Origin of the sequence: Paenibacillus sp. 1182 (assembly GCF_017833915.1) — a bacterium.
Lineage (GTDB): Bacteria > Bacillota > Bacilli > Paenibacillales > Paenibacillaceae > Paenibacillus > Paenibacillus polymyxa_D.
Genome location: NZ_JAFICR010000019.1, coordinates 18,042 through 43,286 on the forward strand (window position 1 = coordinate 18,042; position 25,245 = coordinate 43,286).

A 25,245-nucleotide genomic window follows, 5' to 3' on the forward strand; every position below is an offset into this window, starting at 1 on the left:
CACTTACTGACACCGACCGTCGCTCTATTGTTTGGCTCATTAGGTGTGGTTAGTTCCAATTATTATTTTCCTAAGATGTAACGGTCAATTCCTTTGCTTTTTGTTATTAAGGAGAAGATTGCTGATATGATAGCTAAAATAACAATCAGTCCGCCAACCCAGGAATTTGTCGTGACAGAATAATGGTTTACGATCAGTCCCCCAACCATTGAACCTGCTGACAATCCTAGAAAAACATCTATTTTTATAAATATTCCTGTATATTTATTGATTTTCCATTTTGTGATACTTGGAATTTACAGGACAATTGACTATCTGTTGTTAATGCATCAAAACTGATGCCGGCAATTTTATATTCAGTTGGCACAACGGTTGAATCATCATCGCCAATGGTGCCATAAACAAAACAGACTCTCCATCTTTTTCAACCAACTTGAAAATTTTAATTTCGTTATAGTGACGTAAAATACAATAAAATTGGTCATTCTCTCTATAATGGTCAATAAAATGAAATGGCTGGAGATTCCCCTCTGGATCTACTATGACTAGCGACTCAACTCTCCTATTCGTCCCAGACATGTATACACCTCTATCAAATTATTTTAGCATTTGTTCCTTAAGTTCTTCTGCTAAACTCCTTGATCCTGGGAGCCCTTTAAGATATTTCAGCGGGCCATTCATCGACCAGTCCACTCTCTTTAATTTTTTTACGGCTTTTTCTATTAAGGCGTAGTCGAACCGCTTATTTTGATTGTGTACTGCCCTATCCAATATTCCAGATCCTGCGATCGACAAAGCATCCAAACAAACGATATGTGTCAGTCGATAGTCCTTGTAATTGCTCCATTCGTTTTCAAATGTTTGTCTAATAGAATCAAAATAACTCAAAGATAAAGATAGTTTTTCTTCTTTGGATAAAGAAGCAATTCGCGGTTCTTTTGTCAGATAATGAAGCGTCTTATATAAGTTTTGGAGCGTGATATGCCTATCTTTATTTCGTTTCCCGATTATACTCCCAATACTAAAAAAGGGGCTACTATTCTGAACCATTAATTCGGTAGCGACCCAACTTAGCTCATCTGAATCTCTGCGCAGAAATCGACTTAAAGACGAACCAATTCCTTTTGCTTTCGTATTGATGACATCAAACAAACGAATTTCTTCGTCTTCGTCTAAGCAATGAAATGCTAGAAATGGCACATTAAGCTCAGAATTGGTTTCTTTAATGTACTTTGTTATCCCACCCAAGCGATGTTGGCCGTCCATTAAAGATGCTTTACCTTTGCAAATTAATCTTCCATACGAAGATCTAAATTTATCATACGCTACAAATTCTCATTGTGAATTGGCATTGAGTAGAACGGGAGTAAATAAAGCATCGTCCCCTTTTGATAAATAAAGCGAAAAATCGTGGCACCGTTTGGGATCTACTGGTCTCTGATATCCTTTCCCAGATGGATCATTATACGGCTTGACATATGTTAAATTAACAGCAACTGAAGCCGTTACATGACCTAGGTATGCTACCTTACCGCGCATTTTATACTGCAGAACATTTTCGATGACTGACTGTGTCGGTAAAACATTCATATTTTAACTTAGCTCCTTACCACTTAAATTAAATTATACCCTAAATATAGATGTTTTAGTTATTAAAATCAATATTTCAGATGTTATAACAGTATGTTAGTTTTTGGTGTTCTTGCCTAACCTAATATTGGAGGCGAGTAACATGTCTGAACTGAAGACAATTATTGGTTATAAAATCCGCGAAATCAGAAGAGCGAGATCATTGTCACAGGAGCAACTTGGCGAAAAAGTAGATATGTCACAATCCTATATCGGCGAAATCGAGCGTGGAGAAGTGAACGTTTCTTTAGAGACATTGGATAAATTAACGAGGGCTTTGGATGTGACGATGCTGGAGTTACTAAGATTGGAGAATATTCAACTAGACAGCATACGTTCAAATAAAATGACCGTCATTCAACTGCTTCAGGAACTGCTAATTCAAAAAAGCTTAGAGGAAATCAGCATGATTTATCGGATTACAAATGACATTTTTGAAACAACCGGGGGTACAAAGAATAAATAAAAGAAGATGTCATGGTCTTGGAGAATCGCGTGCTGTTTATTGTTGGTGTCTAGGGACAAGCTTACCGCCGGTGTCAGCACACGATCACGCTTTGATCGCTTGCTGTAGCCGGGAACTGAGAATGTAGTCTGCAACTGGCTCTTCATCCCCCATTTAAATAAGCCGCCAAGATACCCAGACGTTACCTTGCTCTACACCAACCTGGTAACAACCTTGTTTCCTTGATCGGCCAGTTACGGATTTACTTGCATTTTTATGGTAAAAATAGAAGGCTCAATTTTGATTTTTGTCCCAGTCCAAGAAAACAACTAATAACAATAAATGAAAAAAGCCGCAAAAGTCGCGGCTATTGTGAAATACACTGTCAATACAAAGTATTACCACGAATCTTATAGAATTCGGCAACAACCAGTGGCTGAAATACAGTTTATAATAATATAGCTTCTTGCTCTAAACGCTTGCCCGTACACAACATCTCTCGAATTAATCCGTGAAACTAGGAATTATCCGTGTTTTCCAGTAGCTGCTCCAATTTGACTTGATAATCTGCAGTGAAGGTTTCTGCCCAATCCAAATGCTGATGGAAAGTAGTCTTATCCATACGATAGGGTCGTAGTTGTGGAAACACTGATTTTTGCAAATGCCGGAATATTTGGAACCCTCCCCAATCGATGTCGCCCCAAAACTGAACTTCAATCTGAAGACCATTTTTATCAAATTTATCTTGGATTTGCCGAAGAAAAAATCGTTTATCCGGTCCTGGAAAACCTCCAAGATAAACAACAATGATCTTCTTCTCTAACAAATTACCAATTCTCGATAACGATTGGATATATTCATGAAATACAGTTTTATTTCCAATGATAAGAATGCGTTCAGCCCTCAAATCTATCACGCGGCCTGCTTTCATTAATTGCGAGTGAACCGTCACACCAAAGAATAGTCGCTCCGGGAGAGATTCACCCATTTGTAATTCAATTCCGTACAAGGCTTGAAGTAACAATTTAGTTTGGACATAATCTTTACTTCAACTGAGATAAATTTGTCAATACTGACTACTAGATCAAAGTTGGAGGAATAAGCACATGGTGACCTGAAGCGGATTATTGTCAAAACAAGAATTACGTCAATTCGTAAAAGAGCATAATTTTCAATCGGCAGAAGATATTCAATGGACATTAAAGGAATTATTTGCAGATGTACTTCAAGAAGCATTAGAAGCCGAACTGGATACGCATCCCGGTTATGAGAAACATGATGTAAAAACAAACAAACGAGAAACAGCCGCGACGGCTACAACAGTAAGAAAACCGTAACCTCCGAATACGGTGATGTAGAATTTGAACCTGTAGTCGTGAAGAAAAATCAAACGAATGTGACCGGCATTGAGGAGCACATATGTATGCGAAGGGTATCAGTACACGGGACATTCAGGATCATTAGAATAAGTCAATATCTCCGAAACGCTGGCTGATTAATTCTCGGTACTGTCCGTTCTCTATGCGTAATTCGTCCAAAGCATCTTTATACGTACTTATAAGCTGTGTTAAATGAGTAACCTTGGCTTGCAATTCCCGGTGCTCCTGGGCTACAATCTCAGGACTTGTAATCGTTGGTTCTCCTTCAGAGGCCGAGTCTAGGATTAATTGTATTTCCTCATTCAATTTGGTGAACCATTTTTCCAAATATTCCTTATAGGAACCCGTCCACAACATTCGCGAGCTTTTCAATCTGATTCGCGGGCGTTTTGCAATCATATCGTACACATCTGATTTTGAAAGACGCGATAATCGCCCCTTTTTGACATCATTTAAAAGCTTTCTTTTTACTTGTGCACATTCCCATGCCAAGTCGCTGCTACTGAAAGAAACCGGACGAGCCAATTTACTTTACCTCCCCACTTAAAATATAACAAAGCACTTCTGCATTAGTTGGATTAGGCTTCTCTTTAGACTGTTCACGAAAGTATGCCTTTGCTTTCTTAAAGAGCAATGAATGCAGTTTTTTCGCCTCATTTGGCGGCATTTTAAATTTATTTACCCAGAGACTTCTTTCTGTTTTGTTCAACCGTTCCTTTATATCCTCAGCCTTCTGAAAAACCATTTTTCGTTGTCCTGTGGACTTGAAATTTTTCTCTGCATCGAGACAATAGTAATAATGCAACATTTCACGAAATATGTCGGCCTTGTGCGCATCTTCTGTACCCTCATCAGGACTATAATCATCACATGCTCTACAATGCCCGGGTGTATGACCACAGTTTAGCAAGACATGTGCATTACAATTATGCGTATAACCACCTACGTTAACCTCGTGTAACTCATCTTCCAAATCAATAAATTTACCTTGGAAACGTGGTGATTCCTCTATAATTTTCTGGGTTAATTTATATGCTTCATCTAGCTTTTGAGGCGTGACCTCAAACTTAGATGAAATTTCGGTTATCTCATCAATGGCTACATATTCAGTAGACGAAATTCCAGCCCCTTCTGTCTTATCAGCATCCTCCCCTTCCGGTTTCTTTCTCCAAACGCCTTTTTGAAGTAGATGACCAAACTTTGCAACTTCTTCTGCAGGCATTGTTTCCGTATAAGGCTTTTTTGAGGAAGGATGACTATGTCCGGCCTGCCTCTCTAGTAGCTCATCATTGTCTCCTAAGATACGCCGATAAGTAAGATGGAGCGCTCTTAGATTATGGGGTGTGAAATATGGCTTCCTAAGTTCAGGCCATAACTTCGATTGAATGCGAGTTAAAAAATTATACAGTCCGCTAGTTCGTATAGGGCCATCATTATGTTTTGAAGCCAGTAAACGAAGTTCCGTAAGGCCATCCCCACCCCACTCTCTTGGAAAAAATATAGGTTCTGATGGGGCAAAATGAATCAATTCGTTAAACCATCTTGCAGCATCGCTCTTCACTAGAGCGTGATGAACCCATTCATAGCCGTTTCGATCGGGTTGATTGCGAATGGTCTTGGTTTTGTGAAAACGAATCCAGGAATTATCCTGCGAATCTATAAATAAAGCATTCTGAAGCAAATTAACTATTTCATGAGGCCTTGCTGCAGTTGATAACATCAACAGGCAAGCCCGCCTATGACGAAAGTCCATCAGAATGTTCTCGTTAATTAAAGGAGTTTGATCGTTCATTAAGGTCTGCACAAGAATATAAGCTTTGGACATACTAAATACTCGTCCATGATCTTTTGACATAACACGTCTAGGTCTTGGCATAATCCGTTCTATGTTGTATGAAGCATTTGTAGTTCTTATAAGCCACCTAAGCCAATGTCGAAGCGCCACTCGGAAAAACGTCTTATCTTCTTGTCCCTTCATCTGGCCAAAAATCTCTGTGTATACTTCTGATATTGAATTCTCGCTTATGTCAGTAAGACCTTTTGATCGACATTTGATTGCAAAATACCGGATGTACTTGACTATCGCTTTCCAATAATTTATGCTGATAGTTTTTTTACCGTATCTGAAAAGTAAATTTCCTTCATCGTCGTAATAATCATCAGTTATTGAATCATTCACACGTTGCCTCAAGTAAGAAAATGCAAAGGTATAGAGACTCTCCTCAAACGGCGTTTGGGTTGGATATATTCCCGCGGCTATCCAGACACTTCTTTCCGCTTCATCGCAAGGTATGACCGGTTTATTTTCAATCAAGGAATCTGTTTCTTTAGCTAACATCTTACCTAGGAGGGTTAAACTACTTCTATGATATTTAGCGATCTTACTTGCTTTTGCTAATACAGAGGAAGTAATAATATGATTACCCTCTAACCCTTCCTTAAGGGCGTAACCTGCGAACCATAAGCAAACTACAGTTCGAAGCAAAGGAATCCTTTTCTTTGCCTTTTGTAGTTGTTTTTCGCTATCCATCGGATACAATACCGGATAGTATTTATCGTAAAGCGCATCAAAGTACTCAAAATTCGGTAACTCGGGAAAAGGAAATTTATTGAATTCGGTCTTGGTTGGAAATACGATCTCTAAAGGCAAACTGATCCGTTGTAAAAAGGCAAGCAGTAATACGTAATCTCTTTGGGTGCCGGGTAACTTGAAAAATATTGTGGGTTGTACCAAATCCGTTAAGGAGCTTGATAAAATAGGTTCAACCCGTCCCCAAGTCTCTGCCGATCTGTATTGTTCATACTCCGATCTTGTCAGATGCTCTCTACTCTCGAATTGTCCCTTTCGCCTTACAGTAATGGGTCCAAATCTCAGGGATTGCCAAGCTAATATTTGCGACACGATTTCACCTCTTTCCAATCTAAGCTCAGACTAGTCGACTGATAACCTCTATTTGAATCTGTTCGTCACTATAGCCGAAATGCCGAATCATGTCCCCAAGCAACGCTATTTGCGTAGCTAATCCGGCCGCCTTGGCGTTTTTGGTTGTAAAATCCCGACTGCCTCGCATCATGTTCCACATGTCCTTGGTTAATCTGGCCAAAGTATGAAATGCCTGTGCTGCTTCACTTTTTCGTATGGCGAAATGATGACAGGAAAAACACTTTGCCTCAAAAAGGCAAGCCCCCTGTATTAAACATCTTCCTACACCTGTAGGAGCTGGAAGCCCGAATTTTGCAAAGAATTCATCTAAAGATAGCTCTTCAGATCCCAAAGCTTTTATCAATTCGTCAGGCTCAGTTTGTTCGCTGGCAAGTGCTTCGAAGATTCGCCAAATAAACCGTCCCGCAATCTCACCATCCTGATATTTCTTAATAGTAGCAAATAACAATGCTTGACGGGAGAGATTACTTCGTAAGTATCGATTCAGCATGGTTTGATTTTCATGACCTGCAGCAAGTCGTGCTAACTCACTGTTCCCGGTTTCGATTGCAATGTGAGTTATGAGATAGTGTCTGTAACCATGAGCCTTCCCTTTTTTATCTCCATGTCCAATAAATTCTGCTATCTTGTCAAAAAACCTATATATTTGTCTTTCATTCAAAATCCAGGGATATTTCTCCAATTGAAAAAGATGCACATACGATGCATCCGCTCTTTCGTTCCGTATCGGTCGGAAGGCTTTATCGCTCGATCTTTTCTGTAAAAATTCGACCGCTCTAAGACCTGCAGAATCAATTATAGGAAATTGGCCGTTACGATGTTTAGCTTTCTCAATACCTGAATATGGGCTGTATAATCCTACCGCTGATGGAGCATTAGGCAATGGCAGCATACATTCTTCAGCCTGAAGATTGAGCAGATACGTTTTACGCACCGGTGATGAGGCAATAATTAACCAAAAAGCGCGACATAAAACTTCAACATCATCTTCGGGATGATAATTTTCAATTGCTTCCTTCATGAGCATCGGGAAGTTTGGGTCATCAAAAGCGAGGCCATCACCGGAATATGTTTCTTCTTGGGCCTCACGATGAATTCCAGAATATAAATCACTGGGCCAGTCAACGTATGTTGGAAAAAATGTATGAGAACCTTTCCCCCAATCAAAGAATAACTTTATGTGTAGAAGATTGTTCCCGGTATACTTAGCTGAAAACTCCTCTCCATCGTTATTCTTTGAAATGTAATCAAACAAATCGAGAAAATCTTCATACTCGAGAGATGAAGCATCCGACTCCCCGTGCTGGTCAAGCCATTTGAAAAATTTATGCAAAGCACTGCCCGCTTTACGAATATAATAGTCTAGCGAATTACTTCGTTTTAAATGCTCGCGAAACTCACGTGCGATATCCCCCCCACTTTGGATGCTCACAGCAATCGTCAAACAGTATTCTTTGCCTACGTCTTCCTGGTTCATCCGAATATCCAAGCTCAAAAAGAATGTCCTTTAAACACTTGGCGTTATAACGTTTGTCGTTCGGACGCATTACATCCGCTAACGCTATATCTTCTTCCGTGAAATCGCCCAGCGGTTTCATAACACCTAGAAGGTGTATAGATAGTTTGTTGAACAAACCTATACGGTTTGAGTCTTTTTTGCGGATGTGTTCTGCTTCTGAATTTTTGAGGAGGCCCATTTTGACGGGGAAATCCGACAGATTAACACGACCTCTGGTTGACAGGTAACAAACCAAGTCGTTTCGACGATATTGTGCTACTACATCATTTCCCTTGCAAAAACCTGTATGCCAAGCCCAGAAAATGACATACCATAGGTCTCGACTGTCGCGATGCCGAAAGGTTGGTCTCTCTTCAGGCGGTACAGCTAACCAGTTATCCGGGGCCGGAAATGTAGTAAATAATTGAAGGACGGGATTTTTTATAGAAGAAAATACTTGATTCACATGATTCAAACGCAGCGTGTTTTTTAAAAATTTGCGAAATTCCGATAATGGAGTCCATTCTAGTGTCATTCCGAGTCCTCCTCATGCGCGTGGATTCCCTCTGAGATCTCCGCCTGTCGCATAAATACCCTCCCTAAATGATCTACTTTACCTTTTTCTGTGTCATTATTTGACTCAGGTATCCAATGAATATATGTATCGCGCGTAATCACGACAGAAGAATGCCCCAACCACTTGCTGATCTCTTCGATTGGTCTGCGATATCTTAGGAGAAGTGATGTCGCGAATAAGTGTCGGAAGGTGTGTGGATAGTAGGAACGTAGGTCTACGCTTCCCCCAGTTCGTTGAAATAAGTCATCAGCCAAATTATTATACTTACTGTAAACGCCTTTCTTACTTAATGGCTTCCCTTTTGAATTGTTTGACTCTGATACAAATAGATAGCCATGATCTTCACTTGTGTAATAAGACAAAAGTTCCCGCCGCTGAAGAAGTGCCCAATACAGAAGATCAGTGAACTCCTCTTGTGTTGGAAATCGGATATTTTTCCTGCTAAATGGATCAATTGTTTTGTGAGTTATCAACGCCACGTCCCTGCAGGAAGCCTTCGTTTTCCATCCCGTATCAATGACCCAATTCCCCCGCAACCCGCGTTCTTTTACAAACTGCAAGTTCCCGGAAAGAGACTCGGTTAATTCCTCTCTTGCTGTATGATACACGTTTAAGTTGGAAGGAATTGTTGACGGCTCAATTCGAATCTCAGCTGCTTCACCAGGGCGTAATCCAAAGTAACGCAATATCGCAAAGAGAAGAAGATCCAAAGCATTTTCATACGGATCGATCAATTCAAAGAACATGTCTGCTTCGGTCTCACTAAAGACCTTGTCGTGGTTAATGGGAGAGGCTTGCCTGCTCTTCCCTCCTCCAGGTCCTGCAGTACCGGAATCTCGAGCAATATTTTCCACATCAAACACTATCCGCACCCTACTACCCGCAGTACCCGCTATTAATGAATGATTATCTCTTATTTCTTTTCTCGGAACCTGCTCTAATGGCAGGTATTTAAATCTTGTTGTTCTATCACGCAAGAACTTCAGATATGCACATGCAGTATAGATGATCGGAGCAAGTGCACCAGACGGGTACTCACACCAGTTGGTTTTCTTTAAATCGTTATGACTGCTTCGAATTACGGTTGATAGCTTCCCTTCTGCCATTGCATGTTTGTTAAGGGGGATATTCTTTAACATAGACCAATGAATCCCGTGAGTCGCCACCTTTAAATCTTCAAATGGCTTGTAACCTTTTGGAATACATCGAAGGTAATCCGCAAATCCCAGTAATATTACTTCAATAGGATACGGTCCACCTGCTTTTACTTCGATATTATGGATATGTTCAAAATCTTCCTCTAGCCTCCAGAACATCATGTAATCCAAGAACTTTTTCAGATTCTGGGCATGCCCTGTAACCGTATTCATTTTTAGCTTTTCCGTTAATAATAGATTCATTAAAAATGTTGTAGCTTCATGATGAGTACTATGATTTGGTTTAACAATAGCGATCACTTGGGTACCTTCTACTTGATGTATGTAATGTAAACCATCAATGTTAAGGGATTTGTAGTATCGGGCATACCCAACCAATCGCATTGTTTCCCCCATTAGCTGTGCTATACTCAGAAGCTCTTTATACACACACTCCCCCCCTCTCCCAAGCATTTTTATTCATTCCTCTGTATAAGTTGAGTATAGAGGGACCACCCCCACCTCAATTATGTTTCCATAATTTTCTTTAATTCTACACAATACGTTGCATTCTGACAACAATAATTCACCCCCTATCCATAGATAAGATAAGGGGTTTCGAGATTTACATTATTTACTTCCCATTTATCAAAAGCTCAATTCCAGAATCAGATACAATACCGATGCCATTTCGAATGATAAGCTATTTGACTATTCGATTTGCTTGGAGTGACTACAGGACTCACGGGTATTCTGTATTAACAAGAGTCAGTTGTTAGTTTTCTTCTTTACCTGAACAGGTACATTAAAATCATCGACGTTAATATGTCCAAACCCGCCTTTGGAGTGGTCAACCACCTTTATATAAAGCTCCTCCCCGATATAATCCGACGCATCCCAAATCTTACGTTGATATTCTTCATAATTGGTCGCTGTCTCTTTAAATAACTCTTTGCCGTCCGACGCCCGAACCAGCGCAACATACAGACGATCTATATCCCGGCCGCCGCTGATAAGGAAGTTGATCTTACCGTTCCCACCAAGGACGAAATTTTGAGATCTTAGTGCTCCGGTTAAGCTATCGCCGCCGGCTTGCTCGTTGAAGCCCCACAAATGGTAGCCGCCCGGAATTTTATGCGACGGGTTGAAGTAAATGTTGTCCCAGAAGAACTGGGTATTGGTCACATGGACATTCTGGAAGGCGTCTCCTTCCGTCATCCATCCTGTTAAGTCTCCCGTAGCAAAATCATGGTTAGGCAGCTCTGTAATATCCTTATACACAGAATTATCCCACTTATCGGGTACATAGACCGGAGCAGCCGGTTTACCCGTTAAGGCATTCATATCCCATACTTGCATGGATTTGATATTGATATCGCCATCGGCCCAGATCTGTAAGCCTAAGGAGTCGTATCTGCCTACATAGACACGTGTTGTCAGCTTCTTCTTGTAATTTGCAAAGGCTTCAATGACCGAGCGATCGAGAAAGATATGGAGTTTCAAGTTCTCTCCTTTAAGATCTACATATCCTCCTTGAATGCCGTCCACACGCACATCTGGATCAATGCTGCTCTTGGTTCGATCCACATTAAACGTCCCGTTCTTCTTGTCGTAGTAAATGAGCGTCTCTTCTTGGCCTTTTTCCGAGCGGCGTACCTTGAGACCGAATTTCTGGGCCTCACGCGGATCAATCTCCATCACAATCTCTAGCATGTCGCCTTTGACATTTTGGATCAATTGATTGGCGCTTTCCAAATTTTTGTCCGAAAAATCAACCCATTTTTTCCCTCGAAGGCTCTGCAGTTCTTTAATCGGTTCGATATGCAATTTATCATGGTTATCGAGGCTTAGGGAAACCGGCAAAGATAAATTATGAGCCCATCCGGATTGATATTCGGCTTGCGGTGTTCTTACATTTTGCACCATGGAGAATACGACCGTTCTTCCGTCAGGTGTGACCAGACCGCTCTCTGCGGTTAAATAGCCGTCACCTACATCCATTTTGGAGGGTGCCTCCTGATCAGGAATAAATTTAAAGTTATCCCGGTCCCAAGTCCCGATCCAGTAAAAGACCTCAACATCTCTTTGCACATCGTTCGCTGGAGGAACATGCTCCGGCTTTTCATGGGGATTAATCATGAAAATATATTTTTGCTTGCCCGTACTATCCGTGCCTAACGGCAATAACACTGGTAGCTCCCATACCGTACCCAACTCTGGATAACGGCTTCTGTCACTAACGTATAGCGGCCCCTTATATTCCCAATTGTACATATCATCGGATACATACACCAAAGCTGTGCCGCTGCTGAAGTCTGGAAGACCAGATGTCACTAACTGATACCACTTGTCCACCTCTTTGTCGTACCATACAAACGGATCGCGGAACTCGTTGTGGATGCCTTTTCCGTTCTGCTCCGTTACCGGTTTAGGATATTTCACCCATTTTTCCAAATAGGGATCGGACAAATCCGCCGGAGTTGCCAACCCTGTTCTTTGGTTCGGCGACAAGGAGTCGTTGCCAGCGGTATAGAACAGAACAGGATTGCCGTTTCGATCATACGCTGCACTGCCTGACCACGTGCCGTCCGGATCTAGGGTGCCCGCTTCGGGCGCAAGAGCAGGTCTTACATTTTCCCAGTTCACCATATCGTCACTCACCCAATGCCCCCAGTGGATTTGATGCCAGAATGGACCTTGCGGGTTATGTTGATAAAATAAATGGTATTTGCCGTTATAGTAAATCGGTGCATGTGCTTCATTCATCCAGTTTTGCGGAGGCATCGCGTGGTACTGGGGTCGGTGCTGATCTCCGCCAAACACACTTGGATCCTCATCAATGTCCGCATTTGGAATTTTCGGAATTGCACCTCCATGAAGCGCCTTCACGCTCTCATATCCAGCAAGTATCTCCTGGTTCGTAAGGGCTTTATTATGCAGCTTCACTTCATCTAGGAGTCCGCTGAACATATTGAAGGAGAACACCCCTGCTAACTCTACAGGTTTATTATTTTTCCCGATGATCAGGCTTTCGGTAGATGGTGTGATCGGAACGTTGAGGGGGGTTACTTGGGAAGCCACTTCCTCACCGTTTAGATATAACTTAATTTTTCCATCTTCTTTACTGAAAGTAGCGGCCACATAATTCCACTTGTATTTTTCCAACGGGTGATCCTTTACCCATACCTGAATCCACTGACCGCTTATGCCTACTTGCATCGACCATGTACCGTGCCGATACATACCAAGAGAAAAGCCTTCCGCTTTATCCTGGTCGGATTGGTTTACGATCGCAGACAGCTTGTTTCCGTCTCCCCACTCATAGCTACGCGGTGCAACCCAAGCTTCGATGGTTAACGCGTCGCTTATAGGCACAGTATCGTTTGCATTGACCTCAATATAATTCGAGTATCCATCGAACAATAAGGCGCCGCCTTTTATTCCGCGCGGAGTCCATCTCGGATCCTTCGACGCCATATACCTGGCGTTGTTAAATACATAGTTCACATCGTGCTTAAGATCGTGTACTTTCTCCAACGCTTTCTTTCCTGCGCCTTCATCAAGGTTTAAGTAGAAAATAGTCCCCCTACCACTTGCTTGGAAACTATCAACGGCAATGCTGGCTTCATTGGAATGATCGACAACCTTTACATAGAGCTTCTTGTTGTAGTGTTCTTGCACTTTCCATAAGATTTTCTCGTTCGCGCTGACATTCCCGGTTTTCATAAGCAATGTGTTGCTGTTCGCATCGAAAAGTGCAACATATGCATTTTCCGGTTTGAGGATATCCAAAACAGTAAAATTAATTGTTCCGGTTCCCTGAAGCGTGAAAGTATTAGAAGTGATGGAGCCCTTTCCTTGCAGGGAGGATTTGGCATAAAAGTTCCCTTCTTTGCTCGCATGAGCTTCATCAGTCACTTCAAAAGCATCTTCCTCAACCGTCCAGCCATCGAGATTTCCGGTTTCAAAGCTTGGATTATCGATTTCATAGCGCTTGAAATCCGGCTTGATATCCGTCGCAACAATTCCTTCAGCTGGCTCCGACTCATGGTACATGGAGAATGCGTCCGCAAAAATGACTCCCCAATCCGAGGTTGCATTATCGACGACCTCCACATACAGTTTCTTGCCCAATTGTGTGGAAAGATCCGCCTTGTATTGCACCATATTGGCAAGCCGCATGCCCTGCGCAGGATCCGGGAAGCCAACGTCGGCGAATGCGCTATTTCCGTATCGGGCAATAACTTGTCCCGTATCGACTTCCACAATATTTATAAATACCTTGTCTGGGTTCTTTGCACCGCCAAGCTTGAAGCTGATCCAGCCGCTTCCGCCCAGCTCGAAAGTGCTGGAACGAAGTACACCTGTCGCAGATTCGTCATACTTCCAGCCGTTTAAATGATAAGCTCCTTCCTGGTTATACGGTATTTTTTCTGCCCACCAAGTCGTTTCGTCGGTTACGCTATTCGGACCGAACGCATCGCCTTTGATAACGGTCCATCCCGTCAAATCTCCTGTTTCAAATCCAGGATTCCGGATTTGATAGACTGAATCTGTAACTGACAATCCCATGTCATTCTTAGGAATATTCTTGATTTGATAAATCGCATCCGTAACCGATGATTTCACATCATTCTTAGGAATGAGCGTTTCTCCAGCAACAGTTCTATTTTCGGACGCGACAGAGATTCCCGGAACAACAAGCTGGAGCACCATAGCCCATATAACCATTCCCGATATCCAACATTTTCCTCTTTTGACTTTCCTCATTCTCGAGCCTCCTTCGAAACTTGTTATACTTGCGAACATCGATACCTCATTTCGAAATGCTCTCCTTGTACAAAGATGAATAGTCATGAAGAAGGGAGAATATGAATGAAAAATTTCCAAACGGAGGAATGCAAAGTTTCTTGATCATTTGTGCATACCCCATTCGTAAGGAGCGCCTAAACAACCGTCTTACCAAACGGACTGCATATCCCATATATCCAAGGATTTAACAAACGGTTCTCCATCTCCCCAAATCTCGAGTCCCAAAGCATCCATACGGCTCGGATATACCCGGGTTGTCAGGCTTTTCAATCCGCTTGCATAAGCTTCGACCATGGAGCGGTCCAAATAAATGTGAAGCTTCAGATTCTCCCCAAGCAGCTCCAACTTACCGCCTTGAATCCCTCCGCACTTTTCTCCAGGATGCAGGGTCGTTTTCGAGCGGTCGACCATGAGCAACGCTTGATTCCAATCATAATACAGCAGAGTTTCTTCCTCTCCGTCCGGCGTACAACGGACCTTGACTCCGAATTTTTTGGCGCTGCCGGGCTCCAATTCCAATTGAATCTCAAGCATGTCACCATGAACATTCCTAAGCTGCACATTAGTTTCAGCCAATGACTGGTCCCGAAGCGATAGCCGCTTAGGGCCACGCAGCGATTGAAGCTCCTGAATCGGCTCTATTCCCAGACGTCCGTCATCCCTCAAATACACGCTTAACGGCAAGCCTCCGTTATGAGCCCAACCCGACTTATATTCCATCTCGGAGGTCCGGTCGCCTTGGGCTATCGTAAAGACGATATTTCTGCCGGTCTTCGGATCAACCATTCCGCTCGGTCCGGTAAAATGGAAATCCCCGACATCAATCAATTGAGGCTCTTCTTGATCGGGGATGAACGAAAGATTTTGCTTGTCAAGTTGTCCGATCCAATAGAACACCTCGACATCCGCTCCCTTCCCCACAGGGCTGACAAGCAGCAGATGTTTGTTCACTCCCTGCTTGTCACTGCCAAGGGGAAGAAGCACAGGGAGCTCCCAGATGGGTCCAAGGTAAGGAAACTTCTGAATATCCGCTTTAAAAAACGGCCCTTTATACGTCCAATTCAGCATATCCTGTGACGCAAATGCCAGTGCTGCTCCACCTTCAATTCCGGACCCGACCAGAGCATACCAGCCGTCATCGTCCTTCCATACGAATGGATCTCGGAAATCCCCAAATGCGCCCATTCCCTTCTTCTGCACGATCAACGGCTCTGGATGTTTGACCCACTGAACCAGATCCGGGTTTCCGTCAAGGGTATAAGTGCTTCGGGCAAGCGCTACGCTCTGATTCGGAGAAGCGCTGTCATTACCTGCCGTAAAGAACAAGACAGGAAGTCCGTCAGCATCATAGGTTGCGCTTCCCGACCAGATCCCGTCCGGTGCGAGCTGATCCTTTTCGGGCGCCAGGGCCACGGGTAGATCACGCCAATGCACCAAATCCTGACTTACCCAATGTCCCCAATGGATCTGATGAAAGAACGGCCCCTGCGGGTTATGCTGATAGAACAAATGATATTGCCCGTCAAAATAGATCGGTGCATGAGGTTCGTTCATCCAATGGGCCGGCGGGCTAACATGATATTGCGGTCTGTGCCGATCAAGTAGCAGTGGCGTTCGGTCCAGCTTGATCTCGTCATAGTTTAATTGTGGCCGGATACCTTCATGAAAGGTATCCAGCACATGCCGATAAGAAGCGGCCACTTCTTCCGCGCTCAGCGCCCGATTATAAATCTTGAGTTCATCAATGATACCGCTAAACATGTGCAGGCTGAACACTTCCGCCAGCAGGCTGCTATGGTTATTCTTGCCGATAAGAAGATCCGTGTCCGCCGCCTCAGCCAGGCGGGAACCACGAGGCACGGCAGCTGAAGCGATTTCACTGCCGTTTAAATACAGCTTGATTTCCCCTTGGTTCCCATCGAACACAGCATTCACGTATGACCATTCATTCTTGGGCAGTTCATGGCCGTCCGGCGACCAAAGTTCCTTCCAGTCTCCTCCTTCCAGCCCGACTTGGAAGGACCAGGAACCGTGACGGAACATGCCGAGCAGATAACCCTGCTTGCGATCCAGGTTGTAGCGGTTCACGATGGCGGACAATTTGCCATCATCCCCCCATTCATAGGAGCGTGGGGCTACCCATACTCCTATGCTTAACGCTGATCGATACTCTGGCTCGGTGTTCTGATTTCCCTCATCGAACGAATGCGCAATGTAAGTCGAATAACCATCGAACAGAAGCCCATTTCCAATTACCCCCTGTCTCCACCGTGGAGGGCAAGGTTGAGTAAACTCCGCTTGGTTAAACACGTACTGGATATTATCCTGGACTTGGGATACGCTCTCCAGAGCGCTTGTACCGGTTCCTTCATTGAAGGCCCAATACATAATCAATCCCCGATTATCGGTTGCATGGCTCATACTTCAACCCTCCTGGATGTCTGCTCCGTTGGACCATTAGGAATATGAATGGAGTTAAGAGCATGCATATAAAACGAGTTCACTACAACTTCCCCTGATTTCGCACTTATCTCAATACGATCCATCGGAGCATCAGGGAATATTTGATCCGTCAGTGCAACCAAGCCCTCATTCGCGTACACTTCAACCGCGTTGCGATCCAGCCAGATATGCAGCTTGATCTTCCCATTCTCCGAAACCATTCTAGCACCGTGCTTGCACGCAAACGACGGGTAGAAATCACTCAGGCCCGATTTCGAGCGGTCGATGAATAGCCATTGGCGCACAGGGTCATAACCGATAATAGTCTCACTTTGCCCAGAGGACTTCATTTTAATATGAACCTCGTCTTCGGAACGAATGTCGATATCCGCTTCAATTTCAAGCAGAACATCATTCGTTTTTTGCGTAAACGGCACCTCTGGCGTAACCTTAACCTCATTCCAGCAGAGCGTTCCTTTCCGCAGCTGCTCTATTTCCCGAACAGGCATTTGGGTCAGAACTACGCCCTCGTCTCGACTGGTCAATGACAAGACGCGAGGCAGAGTCATTGTGCCTCTCCAGGCCCCGGTAGGCGTTTGGTTAGCATATTTCCAGTTGCTCATCCATCCGATGATCACACGCCGTCCGTCCTGCTCAGCTATATCCGACCAGGTGACCCCCGCATAATTGTCCCGGCCATAATCCAGCCACAGGATATGATCGGCCGGATGGTCATTGATGAACGTATTTCCGTCGAACTCTCCGATAAAGTATTGCGTGCGTGAGCCTTCTGGACAGTTGGGATTATCTCCGATGCTTATGATAAGTACCCATTTGGAATGTCCGCTGTCATCAACCGGCAATTCAAAGAGATCAGGGCATTCCCAAACTCCGTCATGCGAGCCTTCACTCTTTCCGAATTCGCCTGACAACGACCATTCACGCAAATTGTCGGAACGATAAAACCGAACGTGGTCTCCCGCGACAAGAGCCATAATCCAGGATGCACTTGGCGAATGCCAGAACACCTTGGGGTCCCGGAAGTCGACCAGATCATGCTCGTCGAGTATTGGGTTCTCCTCATATTTGTGCCAAGTTCGGCCTTTATCGCTGCTGTAAGCCAGGCTTTGCCGCTGGCGAGGTTGTTCGGTCTCCGGACAGCTGTCTGCATGAGTGAAGAGTGCGATCAATCCATGGGAACCATCGAACAGTCCGCTGCTATTATTCCAGTCAACCACACAGCAACCGGAGAAAATAGCGCCATGCTCATCCGGGAACAGAGCGATAGGCATATGCTCCCAATGAACCAGGTCTTGGCTTACAGCATGACCCCAGTGCATTGGTCCCCATTGGTTACTATAAGGATGGTGCTGATAAAACAGATGATAGACTCCCTCGTAATAGACTAATCCGTTGGGATCATTCAACCAATGGGAGTGAGGTGAAAAATGAAAACCCGGCCTAAATCTATCATCATCGTGCTGTTTATTTGTCTCGATTATCTGGGTAATTTCATCTGTCGTCGGCATAGATTGAAGAGCCCCTTTCCGTGTGGTTAATAATGCACCGCCGGCATTAGCAAAAGTTAGCATACCGATGATTTGCTGTTTGGTCAGCTGATTCAAATAAACACCGGCTTTCAGTATCTTATATAACAAGCAGCCCAGAAAAGCGTCGCCGGCTCCTGTCGTATCAGTGGCCTCTACTTGAAAACCCGGCACATATCCGTCATGATCAGCTAATCGGTAATAGCAGCCTTTTTCCGCTAAAGTTACGAAGATCCCGGCGATGCCGAATTGCTGTTGCAGCTCTAGCGAGCCTTTTTCCACATCAGTTGTACCCATTATAAAGTGGAGCTCATCTTCCGATATTTTCAGGATATCTGCATACTTCATGCCCCAAAGGATATTCTGTTTCGCTTCCTCTTTACTCTCCCATAAAGCAAACCGGATATTCGGATCGAATGAAAGCAGGACTCCTGCCTCTTTAGCCTTCACAACTGCCGCTCTTGTTGCCGTACGGGCCGGCTCATGGGTCATCGACAAAGAACCAAAGTGCAGTGCATGGCAGTTTTCAATCCTATCGAACGGGACATCCTGCGTGCGCAAGTATGTATCCGCTCCTGGTTTCCGGTAGAAGCTGAACGATCGGTCTCCGTTGTCATCCAGATGAACAAATGCCAGCGTTGTATTGGCTTCATCTGTAAACGTAAGCGCAGACACGTCGATGCCGCCGTTCATCAAGGTATCGTGCAGCAAGGAACCGAATTGATCATCCCCAACTTTGCTAATCAATGTCGCTCTAGCTCCTAAACGGGATAGAGCAGCTGCTACGTTAGCCGGAGCCCCTCCAGGATTGCATTCAAACTGCTCGTTGCCTCCCGTGGTACGACCTGATGGCGTAAAGTCTATCAATACTTCCCCAATGGTTATTACATCAAGCACAGTTTTCTCCCCACCTATCGTTTGATTATTTATTTTTTAAATTTGCATTATATCGATCCAACCCTTTTTGATAGATCTCCATTAATTCGTTCAGCCCCATCTTCTCGAGTGTCTTCACATAGCTGTCCCACTTTTCATCTACCTCGCCATCGACGATGAACTTGCCTCTTTGGGTATTTACATATTTAATAAGTTCTGGCTCAATCCGATTGATTTTATCTAGTTCATCCGGTTCAAAGAAGATGCTCGGATAGTTTTCCTTTTTCATATATGGAATGTAATATTTCTCCAAATACTCAGCACGCTTCTGAGCTCGGGGTTCCATATCAACAACTTTTCCGAAGTCATCGAAAGTAATGACGCCCGGATTTCCTGTGCCTGGAGCCACTTTTTGACGGAATTCACCTGCGGAGACTCCCTTGGGAAGCGGCAGGTTCACCAATTTTCCTTTTTCGTCCTTCTTGAATACGACATCCAACGGACCCCAGTGAATTTGAGCCGCCATGTAAGGGTCATACTGTTGATCGATCCAACGCATCGTCATTGCCGGATAACGGTTCTCCTTTGTAATCACGAAGCTACCTCGTCCCGGACCGCCGCCGTTGTTGCGACCAATCATTTGATCTCCATTTGGGCCTTTAAGCGGGGGCAGCAGAGCATAATCCTTACTACGCTCCGGTCCGACAACTTCTTCGACTTCCCACCAAACGTAGGAGCCGAGCGTTTCATCTGGTGTTTTGCCTTTTGCTAAATACTGAGCGGCATCCTGGGTGAACGATTCAGGGTCAATCAGCCCCTGCTTATACCAGTTATCATGAATATATTTTAATGCTTCCTTATATTGAGGTTGCGTAGCGGTAAAGATCACTTTACCTTCGCGGACGATCCGATGTTCCAAATTATCCGGAAGACCGAAAGCTCCGAATATGCCAGCAATGTCACTACACCACTGCATATGCATAAAGCTTAATGGGATTTCATCAGCCTTGCCATTGCCGTTCGGGTCCTTCGTTTTAAAGGCAATCAAAGCCTGCGTGTATTCGTCCAGCGTTTGAGGTAATTTTAAGCCCAGTTTATCGAGCCAATTTTTATTGATAACGTGAAAGAAGGGGTTGGTATCGAGCTTATTCTCTTCCCACGACGGCAGCCCATAGATGTGACCGTCTGGCGCTGTGATGGCTAGTTTAATATCAGGCCGTCGATCGAGAAGCGCTTTCAAATTAGGCGCATATTTATCAATTAAATTCTCCAGCGGAATAATGGTTCCGTCTTTACCGTAATTGATTAGATCGTAATCTGTGAATCCAGCTCCGTAAAAGGCATCTGGCAAATCTCCGCTGGCCAACAACAAATTTTTCTTCTCTGCAAAGTCAGTGTCTGGAATGTTTTCCCAATCAATTTTTACGTTTGTTTGTTTTTCCAGCCGCTTAAATATTTCCATTTTCGAGTAATCTGGCGCTAAAGCAGCTTTTGGGGATACCATCTTTAATGTCACCGCTTCTTTAACAATCGGAAGACCGGTTTTATTAAAATTTGCATCCTGATCTGGATTCACCGTCTGATTTTTTGACTCGCCTCCGCCTCCCGAACATCCGCTAAGAGCAAACACTCCAGCCAGCATTAGAATTCCAGCCCTTTTGAATAATTTCATCGTACATAACCTCCTTATGTCAGTCCACAAGCTGAGAACTTCCCTTGTCCTAGTTATTTACTTGTCTGAATGCTGAATTTAGGTATTCTGTTGCACATTCCCCCTTTCAGGCACCATGACAATGTTAGCCTTTGATCGAGCCGATCATCACGCCTTTAACAAAGTATTTTTGCAGGAAAGGATACAAAATCAGCAACGGTAGGCTGGATACCATGATGACACCATATTTGATAAGCTCTGTAACGCGCATCTTCGCTGCATAGGATTCCACGTCTATCATCATGCTCGAGTTGGCCTGATTCTGGACAAGAATGTTGCGAAGGACCAGTTGTAATGGATACTTGCTTTCATCGTTCAAGTAAATCAAAGCGTCAAAGAAACCATTCCAGAACCCGACAACATGATACAGTACCATTACGGCTATAACGGACTTAGACAAAGGTAATACGATGCTCCAAAAAAATCTGGTATTGGAACAACCATCAATGGAAGCGGCCTCCCACATTTCATCCGGGATGGTCGACTGAAAAAAAGTCCTTACGATAATGACATTGAACACACCTCCCGCTCCAGGAATAACAAGTGCCCAGATCGTATTCAGCATGTGAAGATCTTTAATCAGCAAATAGGTCGGGATCAACCCCCCACTAAAAAACATGGAGATCAGTAAAAACCACATTATCACCGACTTTCCTGCCAGTCCTTTACGAGCTAACGGGTAAGCTGCACATATGGTCACGGCAACTCCGATTAATGTTCCTAGACTCGCATATAAGATCGAATTGGCATATCCAATCCATATAGATGAATCGCTGAATATTCGCCCGTATCCATCCAGCGTAAAACCCTTTGGAAAGAACCATACTTCACCTGAGTAGATGAGATTGGGGTCACTGAGTGAAGCAATCAATACAAAATACAGCGGGAATAATACAAGCAACATAACTATGGTCAGCATGACGTAGTTGACGATGTCAAACCACATGTCTCCCTTGCTTTTTCTCTTTAATAATTGATTCAAAATGAACTCCCCCTTACCACAGGCTGGTTTCCGTCAATTTTTTTGCGATCCGGTTGACGGTGACTATCAGGATAATATTTACAACTGAATTAAACAGGCCAACTGCTGTAGAAAAGCTGTATTGTGCTTTTTGAATCCCGATTTCATAAACATAGGTCGGAATGATATTGGAGGTGGCATAATTCAAATCGTTCTGCATAAGGAAAGCCTTTTCAAAACCGATACCCATAATGTTACCGAGTGCGAGAATCAATAAGATGACGATCGTCGGCAAAATGCTTGGAATATCCACATGCATTACGCGCTTCCATTTGCTTGCTCCATCCATGATCGCGGCTTCATGCAATTCTGGATTGACCCCTGCCAACGCAGCAAGGTAAATGATGGTAGCAAAACCTGTCTCTTGCCAAACCCCTGATAAAATATACAAAGGGCGGAACCACCCTTCGTCGGCTAAGAACATAATGGGGTCCCCTCCAAACCAAGTGATGATGTGATTCACAATTCCGCTGTTTGGAGACAGAAAAACATTAAGCATACCGACGAGCACTACGGTCGAAATAAAGTGTGGTGCATAAATTACAGTCTGTACAATTTTCTTGTATCTCTTGGCCAGCATCTGATTGAGCATAATCGCTATAATAATCGGAGCTGGGAAGCTAAACACAAGCGATAGAGCACTGAGTGTAAGCGTATTGGTCATGATCGTCCAGAAGTTATAGGAATCGAAAAAATCAATAAAGTGCTTAAAACCTACCCACTCGCTTCCCCAAATCCCCCGACTTGGTGAAAAATCCTTAAAAGCAATTTGTATTCCATACATTGGATAGTACTTAAATACGAGATAAATAATAATGATTGGCAGCAAAAACAGATATAGTTCATAGTCACGTTTGATCTGGTTCCATATTTTGCGATTTGGCTTGATCGTAGAATGATCCCACTCACTAGTTCTTGAATTCATCATTACACTCCCTTTCTTGTAAAAGAATATTTTCATTTTTGAAACGTTTCCAATTTATTAAAAGAAAAACTTCAGTCGGTGATCCATACCATAAATCCACCGAATGAGCTGAAGTTTTTCCAAAGTCAAAAACAACCTTGCCTAAGATAACAGGAGACGATACATTTGCTGATCCAAACTTATTCCTTGGATCTTTTAACAGAGTAGTCTGATTGTCAAATGAAACGTTTCCAATTTATTATAAAAAAAAGGCGAGTTTGCAGATCCAGACTGAGATCCAACTGAATGAGCTAATATTTATACAATAAAACTCATGTCGTTTCGCCCTGCCTGAAGATAACGGGGAGACGATACACTTGCTGATCTAAAGTTATACCATCCATCTTTTGATACAGTAGTCTGATTGTCAGACGTGCCATCTCCTCCACTGGCTGCCTAATTGTAGACAATATCGGATGAAAATAACGATGATCCTGAATGCCGTCATAACCGATGACCTTTACATCTTCTGGAACTCGAATACCCTGCCTACCTGCTCTTTCTATATATTTGGCGGCAAACATATCGGTAATAGCGAAAATGCCATCCACATCCCGATGCTTAGATAGAAATTCGCCAAAATAGGCTTCGTCGTCCACAATAGGATCTGGTTTCTCGTATACAACATGGTCTACACCCAATTTTTTCGCCTCATCAATGAAACCTTTTCTTCGATTCATGGTTTCACTAAAAATTGAAGTTACACTTCCTATAAAGGCCGGTTTTTGGGCCCCTGCCTTAACAAGTTCCCTCAAAGCTAGACGGCCTCCCTCATAATTATCTGAGGTCACACAAGTGATTTTTTTGTTGAAATGTCTGTCAATACTTAGAATCGGAATGTCATTGCTTACGCTATTTTCTATATCATTGTAAGTAATGCCGACAATACCAGCCACTTTGTTTTGACGTAGCATATCCAGGTAATACAGTTCCTTTTCTGGCTTGCCGCCGCTATTACATAACATGAGCTTAAAGCCTTCCCGATCTAACTCATCCTCAATGTAATAAGCCAGTTCAGAAAAAAAAGGATGCCAGATACTTGGAAGCAGCAAGGCTACCATCTTGGATTTCCTCATTTTAAAATTTCGAGCGACTTCATTAGGAAAATAATTCAGTTCTTGTATAGCTTTCTCCACTTTCCTTCGTGTATCTGGTTTTACAGAGCCCGAGTTATTAATAACGCGGGACACCGTTCCCACAGCAACACCAGCTATCTTAGCTACATCTCTAATACTTGGCATTTAACCCCCCCATATCTCTTATGGGAATTATAATAGCACGAAGTTGGAAACGTTTCAATAATCTTTGAAGCGCTTTTTTTCTGACTTTTTTCACCCTATTTTCATTGATCGCTCCGGATCAACCGCCGAATTTGATACAAATCGCCCTCCATGCGGAATTCGCCTGGAGCCATTCCTGTATACTTTCGGAACACTTTGCCGAAATAATTCGCATTCGAGAAACCGGACTGTTCCGCCACCTGCTCCAATGTCAGATTTGCGGGCTCCAGCAGAAGCGCAGCCGCTCTTTCCAACCTCATACGAGTTAAATAGCGGCCGGGAGAGAGGCCAAGCTTGTGCTCAAACTCACGGGTGAGATGAAATTTAGAACATCCGGAGACCTCCGCCATGTCCTGAAGGCCAATGCTCCGATGCAGATTACTGTCAATGAAGGTCTTACAGCGTTCTACAATCGGAGGCAATGGGACGCTGCTGGCAAGAGTGACAAGATGACTCGCCAGTGACATGGCCAGTGAATAAGCAGCCCGTGAGCACTGATACATATCGCGGTAGCTGTTCTCAATAGCTTCCCGATAAGTCACCCACAGGAGATGCTCCAAATCGGTCCCCGGCTCAATCCGGAAAATGTAGCCGCTTATGTCCAGCCATTCCTGGAGGAGATGCAGCGCCAAGTGTGACAGTTCGAAGTAAAGCACTTCCCATCTGGGAGAATCAGAGGGGAGACGGTAGATATGGTCGCCCGGAACATCAGCCAGAAAAGCATCCCCCGGCTCGAGGGAATGTCTCCTCCCCCCCGTTTCAATCTCACCGCGACCATTCAATGTATATTGAAGCACACAATGGTCTCCGGTACGGTTCCGTCCATCCCAGATATAATCATGCGAAGTAATCAGCTCATATCCAGCACCTTTTAACAAGATATAGGGCATAGGTGTTATAAAGTGAAAAGATATCGAGGACTGCTTCTCTTTCCCGTTTCCCTCCCCATGATTCACAGCAATATTTCACCCTCCTCAATTTATA

General features: G+C 43.8%; 17 protein-coding genes and 2 pseudogenes. 2 read left to right on the forward strand and 17 right to left on the reverse strand.

Annotation, left to right across the window (positions count from 1 at the left end; translation table 11 throughout):
- Window positions 1-321: 321 nt before the first annotated feature.
- From JOD82_RS26705 to JOD82_RS29415, 3 genes and pseudogenes are all read right to left on the reverse strand, one after another.
- The gene (locus JOD82_RS26705; protein ID WP_209950297.1) at window positions 322-579 is read right to left on the reverse strand and encodes a hypothetical protein; all 258 of its coding nucleotides are present in this window, start codon (window positions 577-579) and stop codon (window positions 322-324) included.
- Between the two features lie 18 nt (window positions 580-597).
- A pseudogene (locus JOD82_RS26710) lies at window positions 598-1,296 on the reverse strand (DGQHR domain-containing protein); the annotation flags it as partial.
- Between the two features lie 39 nt (window positions 1,297-1,335).
- Window positions 1,336-1,590: a ParB N-terminal domain-containing protein gene (locus tag JOD82_RS29415; protein ID WP_081317608.1), complete on the reverse strand. Its 255-nt coding sequence runs from the start codon at window positions 1,588-1,590 to the stop codon at window positions 1,336-1,338.
- Window positions 1,591-1,732: 142 nt separating this feature from the next.
- Between JOD82_RS29415 and JOD82_RS26715 the strand changes: the two genes are divergently transcribed.
- On the forward strand, window positions 1,733-2,095 hold the full coding sequence (locus JOD82_RS26715; RefSeq protein WP_069012401.1) for a helix-turn-helix domain-containing protein: 363 nt from the start codon (window positions 1,733-1,735) through the stop codon (window positions 2,093-2,095).
- A 496-nt stretch (window positions 2,096-2,591) separates the two neighbouring features.
- On the opposite strand, the gene JOD82_RS26720 is transcribed toward JOD82_RS26715, so the two are convergent.
- Entirely contained in the window at window positions 2,592-3,062 is a 471-nt protein-coding gene (locus JOD82_RS26720) for a Wadjet anti-phage system protein JetD domain-containing protein (RefSeq protein ID WP_023988778.1), read from the reverse strand.
- A gap of 139 nt (window positions 3,063-3,201) precedes the next feature.
- On the opposite strand from JOD82_RS26720, the pseudogene JOD82_RS26725 reads away from it, so the two are divergent.
- Window positions 3,202-3,535: pseudogene (locus JOD82_RS26725) on the forward strand (transposase); the annotation flags it as partial.
- Here JOD82_RS26725 and JOD82_RS26730 read toward each other — a convergent pair.
- The 13 genes from JOD82_RS26730 to JOD82_RS26790 form a co-directional block, all read right to left on the reverse strand.
- Entirely contained in the window at window positions 3,535-3,978 is a 444-nt protein-coding gene (locus JOD82_RS26730; RefSeq protein WP_023988780.1) for a hypothetical protein, read from the reverse strand. The pseudogene JOD82_RS26725 and the gene JOD82_RS26730 overlap by 1 nt on opposite strands.
- 1 nt (window position 3,979) lies before the next feature.
- Window positions 3,980-6,355 (reverse strand): site-specific integrase, encoded by a 2,376-nt coding sequence (locus tag JOD82_RS26735; RefSeq protein ID WP_069012402.1) that lies wholly within the window; start codon window positions 6,353-6,355, stop codon window positions 3,980-3,982.
- Window positions 6,356-6,380: 25 nt separating this feature from the next.
- Window positions 6,381-7,874, reverse strand: coding sequence for a site-specific integrase (locus tag JOD82_RS26740; RefSeq protein ID WP_176715753.1), 1,494 nt, complete (start codon window positions 7,872-7,874; stop codon window positions 6,381-6,383).
- Window positions 7,795-8,430, reverse strand: coding sequence for a hypothetical protein (locus JOD82_RS26745; protein ID WP_069012404.1), 636 nt, complete (start codon window positions 8,428-8,430; stop codon window positions 7,795-7,797). The genes JOD82_RS26740 and JOD82_RS26745 overlap by 80 nt, the downstream gene beginning before the upstream one ends.
- A complete protein-coding gene (locus JOD82_RS29655; protein WP_039274859.1) occupies window positions 8,427-10,058 on the reverse strand; it encodes a tyrosine-type recombinase/integrase in 1,632 nt (543 codons plus the stop codon). Before JOD82_RS29655 ends, JOD82_RS26745 begins: the two co-directional genes overlap by 4 nt.
- Before the next feature lie 318 nt (window positions 10,059-10,376).
- A complete protein-coding gene (locus JOD82_RS26755; RefSeq protein ID WP_069012405.1) occupies window positions 10,377-14,378 on the reverse strand; it encodes a GH32 C-terminal domain-containing protein in 4,002 nt (1,333 codons plus the stop codon).
- Window positions 14,379-14,567: 189 nt separating this feature from the next.
- Window positions 14,568-16,841 (reverse strand): GH32 C-terminal domain-containing protein, encoded by a 2,274-nt coding sequence (locus JOD82_RS26760; protein WP_069012406.1) that lies wholly within the window; start codon window positions 16,839-16,841, stop codon window positions 14,568-14,570.
- On the reverse strand, window positions 16,838-19,306 hold the full coding sequence (locus tag JOD82_RS26765) for a PfkB family carbohydrate kinase (RefSeq protein WP_081317609.1): 2,469 nt from the start codon (window positions 19,304-19,306) through the stop codon (window positions 16,838-16,840). Before JOD82_RS26765 ends, JOD82_RS26760 begins: the two co-directional genes overlap by 4 nt.
- A 25-nt stretch (window positions 19,307-19,331) precedes the next feature.
- Window positions 19,332-20,957, reverse strand: coding sequence for an ABC transporter substrate-binding protein (locus JOD82_RS26770; protein ID WP_069012407.1), 1,626 nt, complete (start codon window positions 20,955-20,957; stop codon window positions 19,332-19,334).
- A gap of 124 nt (window positions 20,958-21,081) precedes the next feature.
- Entirely contained in the window at window positions 21,082-21,978 is an 897-nt protein-coding gene (locus tag JOD82_RS26775) for a carbohydrate ABC transporter permease (protein ID WP_069012408.1), read from the reverse strand.
- 13 nt (window positions 21,979-21,991) lie between these two features.
- Complete coding sequence (locus tag JOD82_RS26780) at window positions 21,992-22,942, reverse strand: ABC transporter permease (RefSeq protein WP_176715754.1); 951 nt, start codon at window positions 22,940-22,942, stop codon at window positions 21,992-21,994.
- A 311-nt stretch (window positions 22,943-23,253) separates the two neighbouring features.
- Window positions 23,254-24,222 (reverse strand): LacI family DNA-binding transcriptional regulator, encoded by a 969-nt coding sequence (locus JOD82_RS26785; protein WP_029515279.1) that lies wholly within the window; start codon window positions 24,220-24,222, stop codon window positions 23,254-23,256.
- 101 nt (window positions 24,223-24,323) lie between these two features.
- Entirely contained in the window at window positions 24,324-25,217 is an 894-nt protein-coding gene (locus JOD82_RS26790; RefSeq protein WP_069011440.1) for a helix-turn-helix transcriptional regulator, read from the reverse strand.
- Between the last annotated feature and the right edge of the window lie 28 nt (window positions 25,218-25,245).

Bases quoted from the DNA above. Each gene is read 5' to 3' on its own strand.
- JOD82_RS26770 (WP_069012407.1), bottom strand. From the start codon at position 20,957: ATGAAATTATTCAAAAGGGCTGGAATTCTAATGCTGGCTGGAGTGTTT.
- JOD82_RS26780 (WP_176715754.1), bottom strand. From the start codon at position 22,942: ATGAATTCAAGAACTAGTGAGTGGGATCATTCTACGATCAAGCCAAAT.
- JOD82_RS26755 (WP_069012405.1), bottom strand. From the start codon at position 14,378: ATGAGGAAAGTCAAAAGAGGAAAATGTTGGATATCGGGAATGGTTATA.
- JOD82_RS26705 (WP_209950297.1), bottom strand. From the start codon at position 579: ATGTCTGGGACGAATAGGAGAGTTGAGTCGCTAGTCATAGTAGATCCA.
- JOD82_RS26760 (WP_069012406.1), bottom strand. From the start codon at position 16,841: ATGAGCCATGCAACCGATAATCGGGGATTGATTATGTATTGGGCCTTC.
- JOD82_RS26740 (WP_176715753.1), bottom strand. From the start codon at position 7,874: ATGAACCAGGAAGACGTAGGCAAAGAATACTGTTTGACGATTGCTGTG.
- JOD82_RS26745 (WP_069012404.1), bottom strand. From the start codon at position 8,430: ATGACACTAGAATGGACTCCATTATCGGAATTTCGCAAATTTTTAAAA.
- JOD82_RS26785 (WP_029515279.1), bottom strand. From the start codon at position 24,222: ATGCCAAGTATTAGAGATGTAGCTAAGATAGCTGGTGTTGCTGTGGGA.
- JOD82_RS26715 (WP_069012401.1), top strand. From the start codon at position 1,733: ATGTCTGAACTGAAGACAATTATTGGTTATAAAATCCGCGAAATCAGA.
- JOD82_RS29415 (WP_081317608.1), bottom strand. From the start codon at position 1,590: ATGAATGTTTTACCGACACAGTCAGTCATCGAAAATGTTCTGCAGTAT.
- JOD82_RS26720 (WP_023988778.1), bottom strand. From the start codon at position 3,062: ATGGGTGAATCTCTCCCGGAGCGACTATTCTTTGGTGTGACGGTTCAC.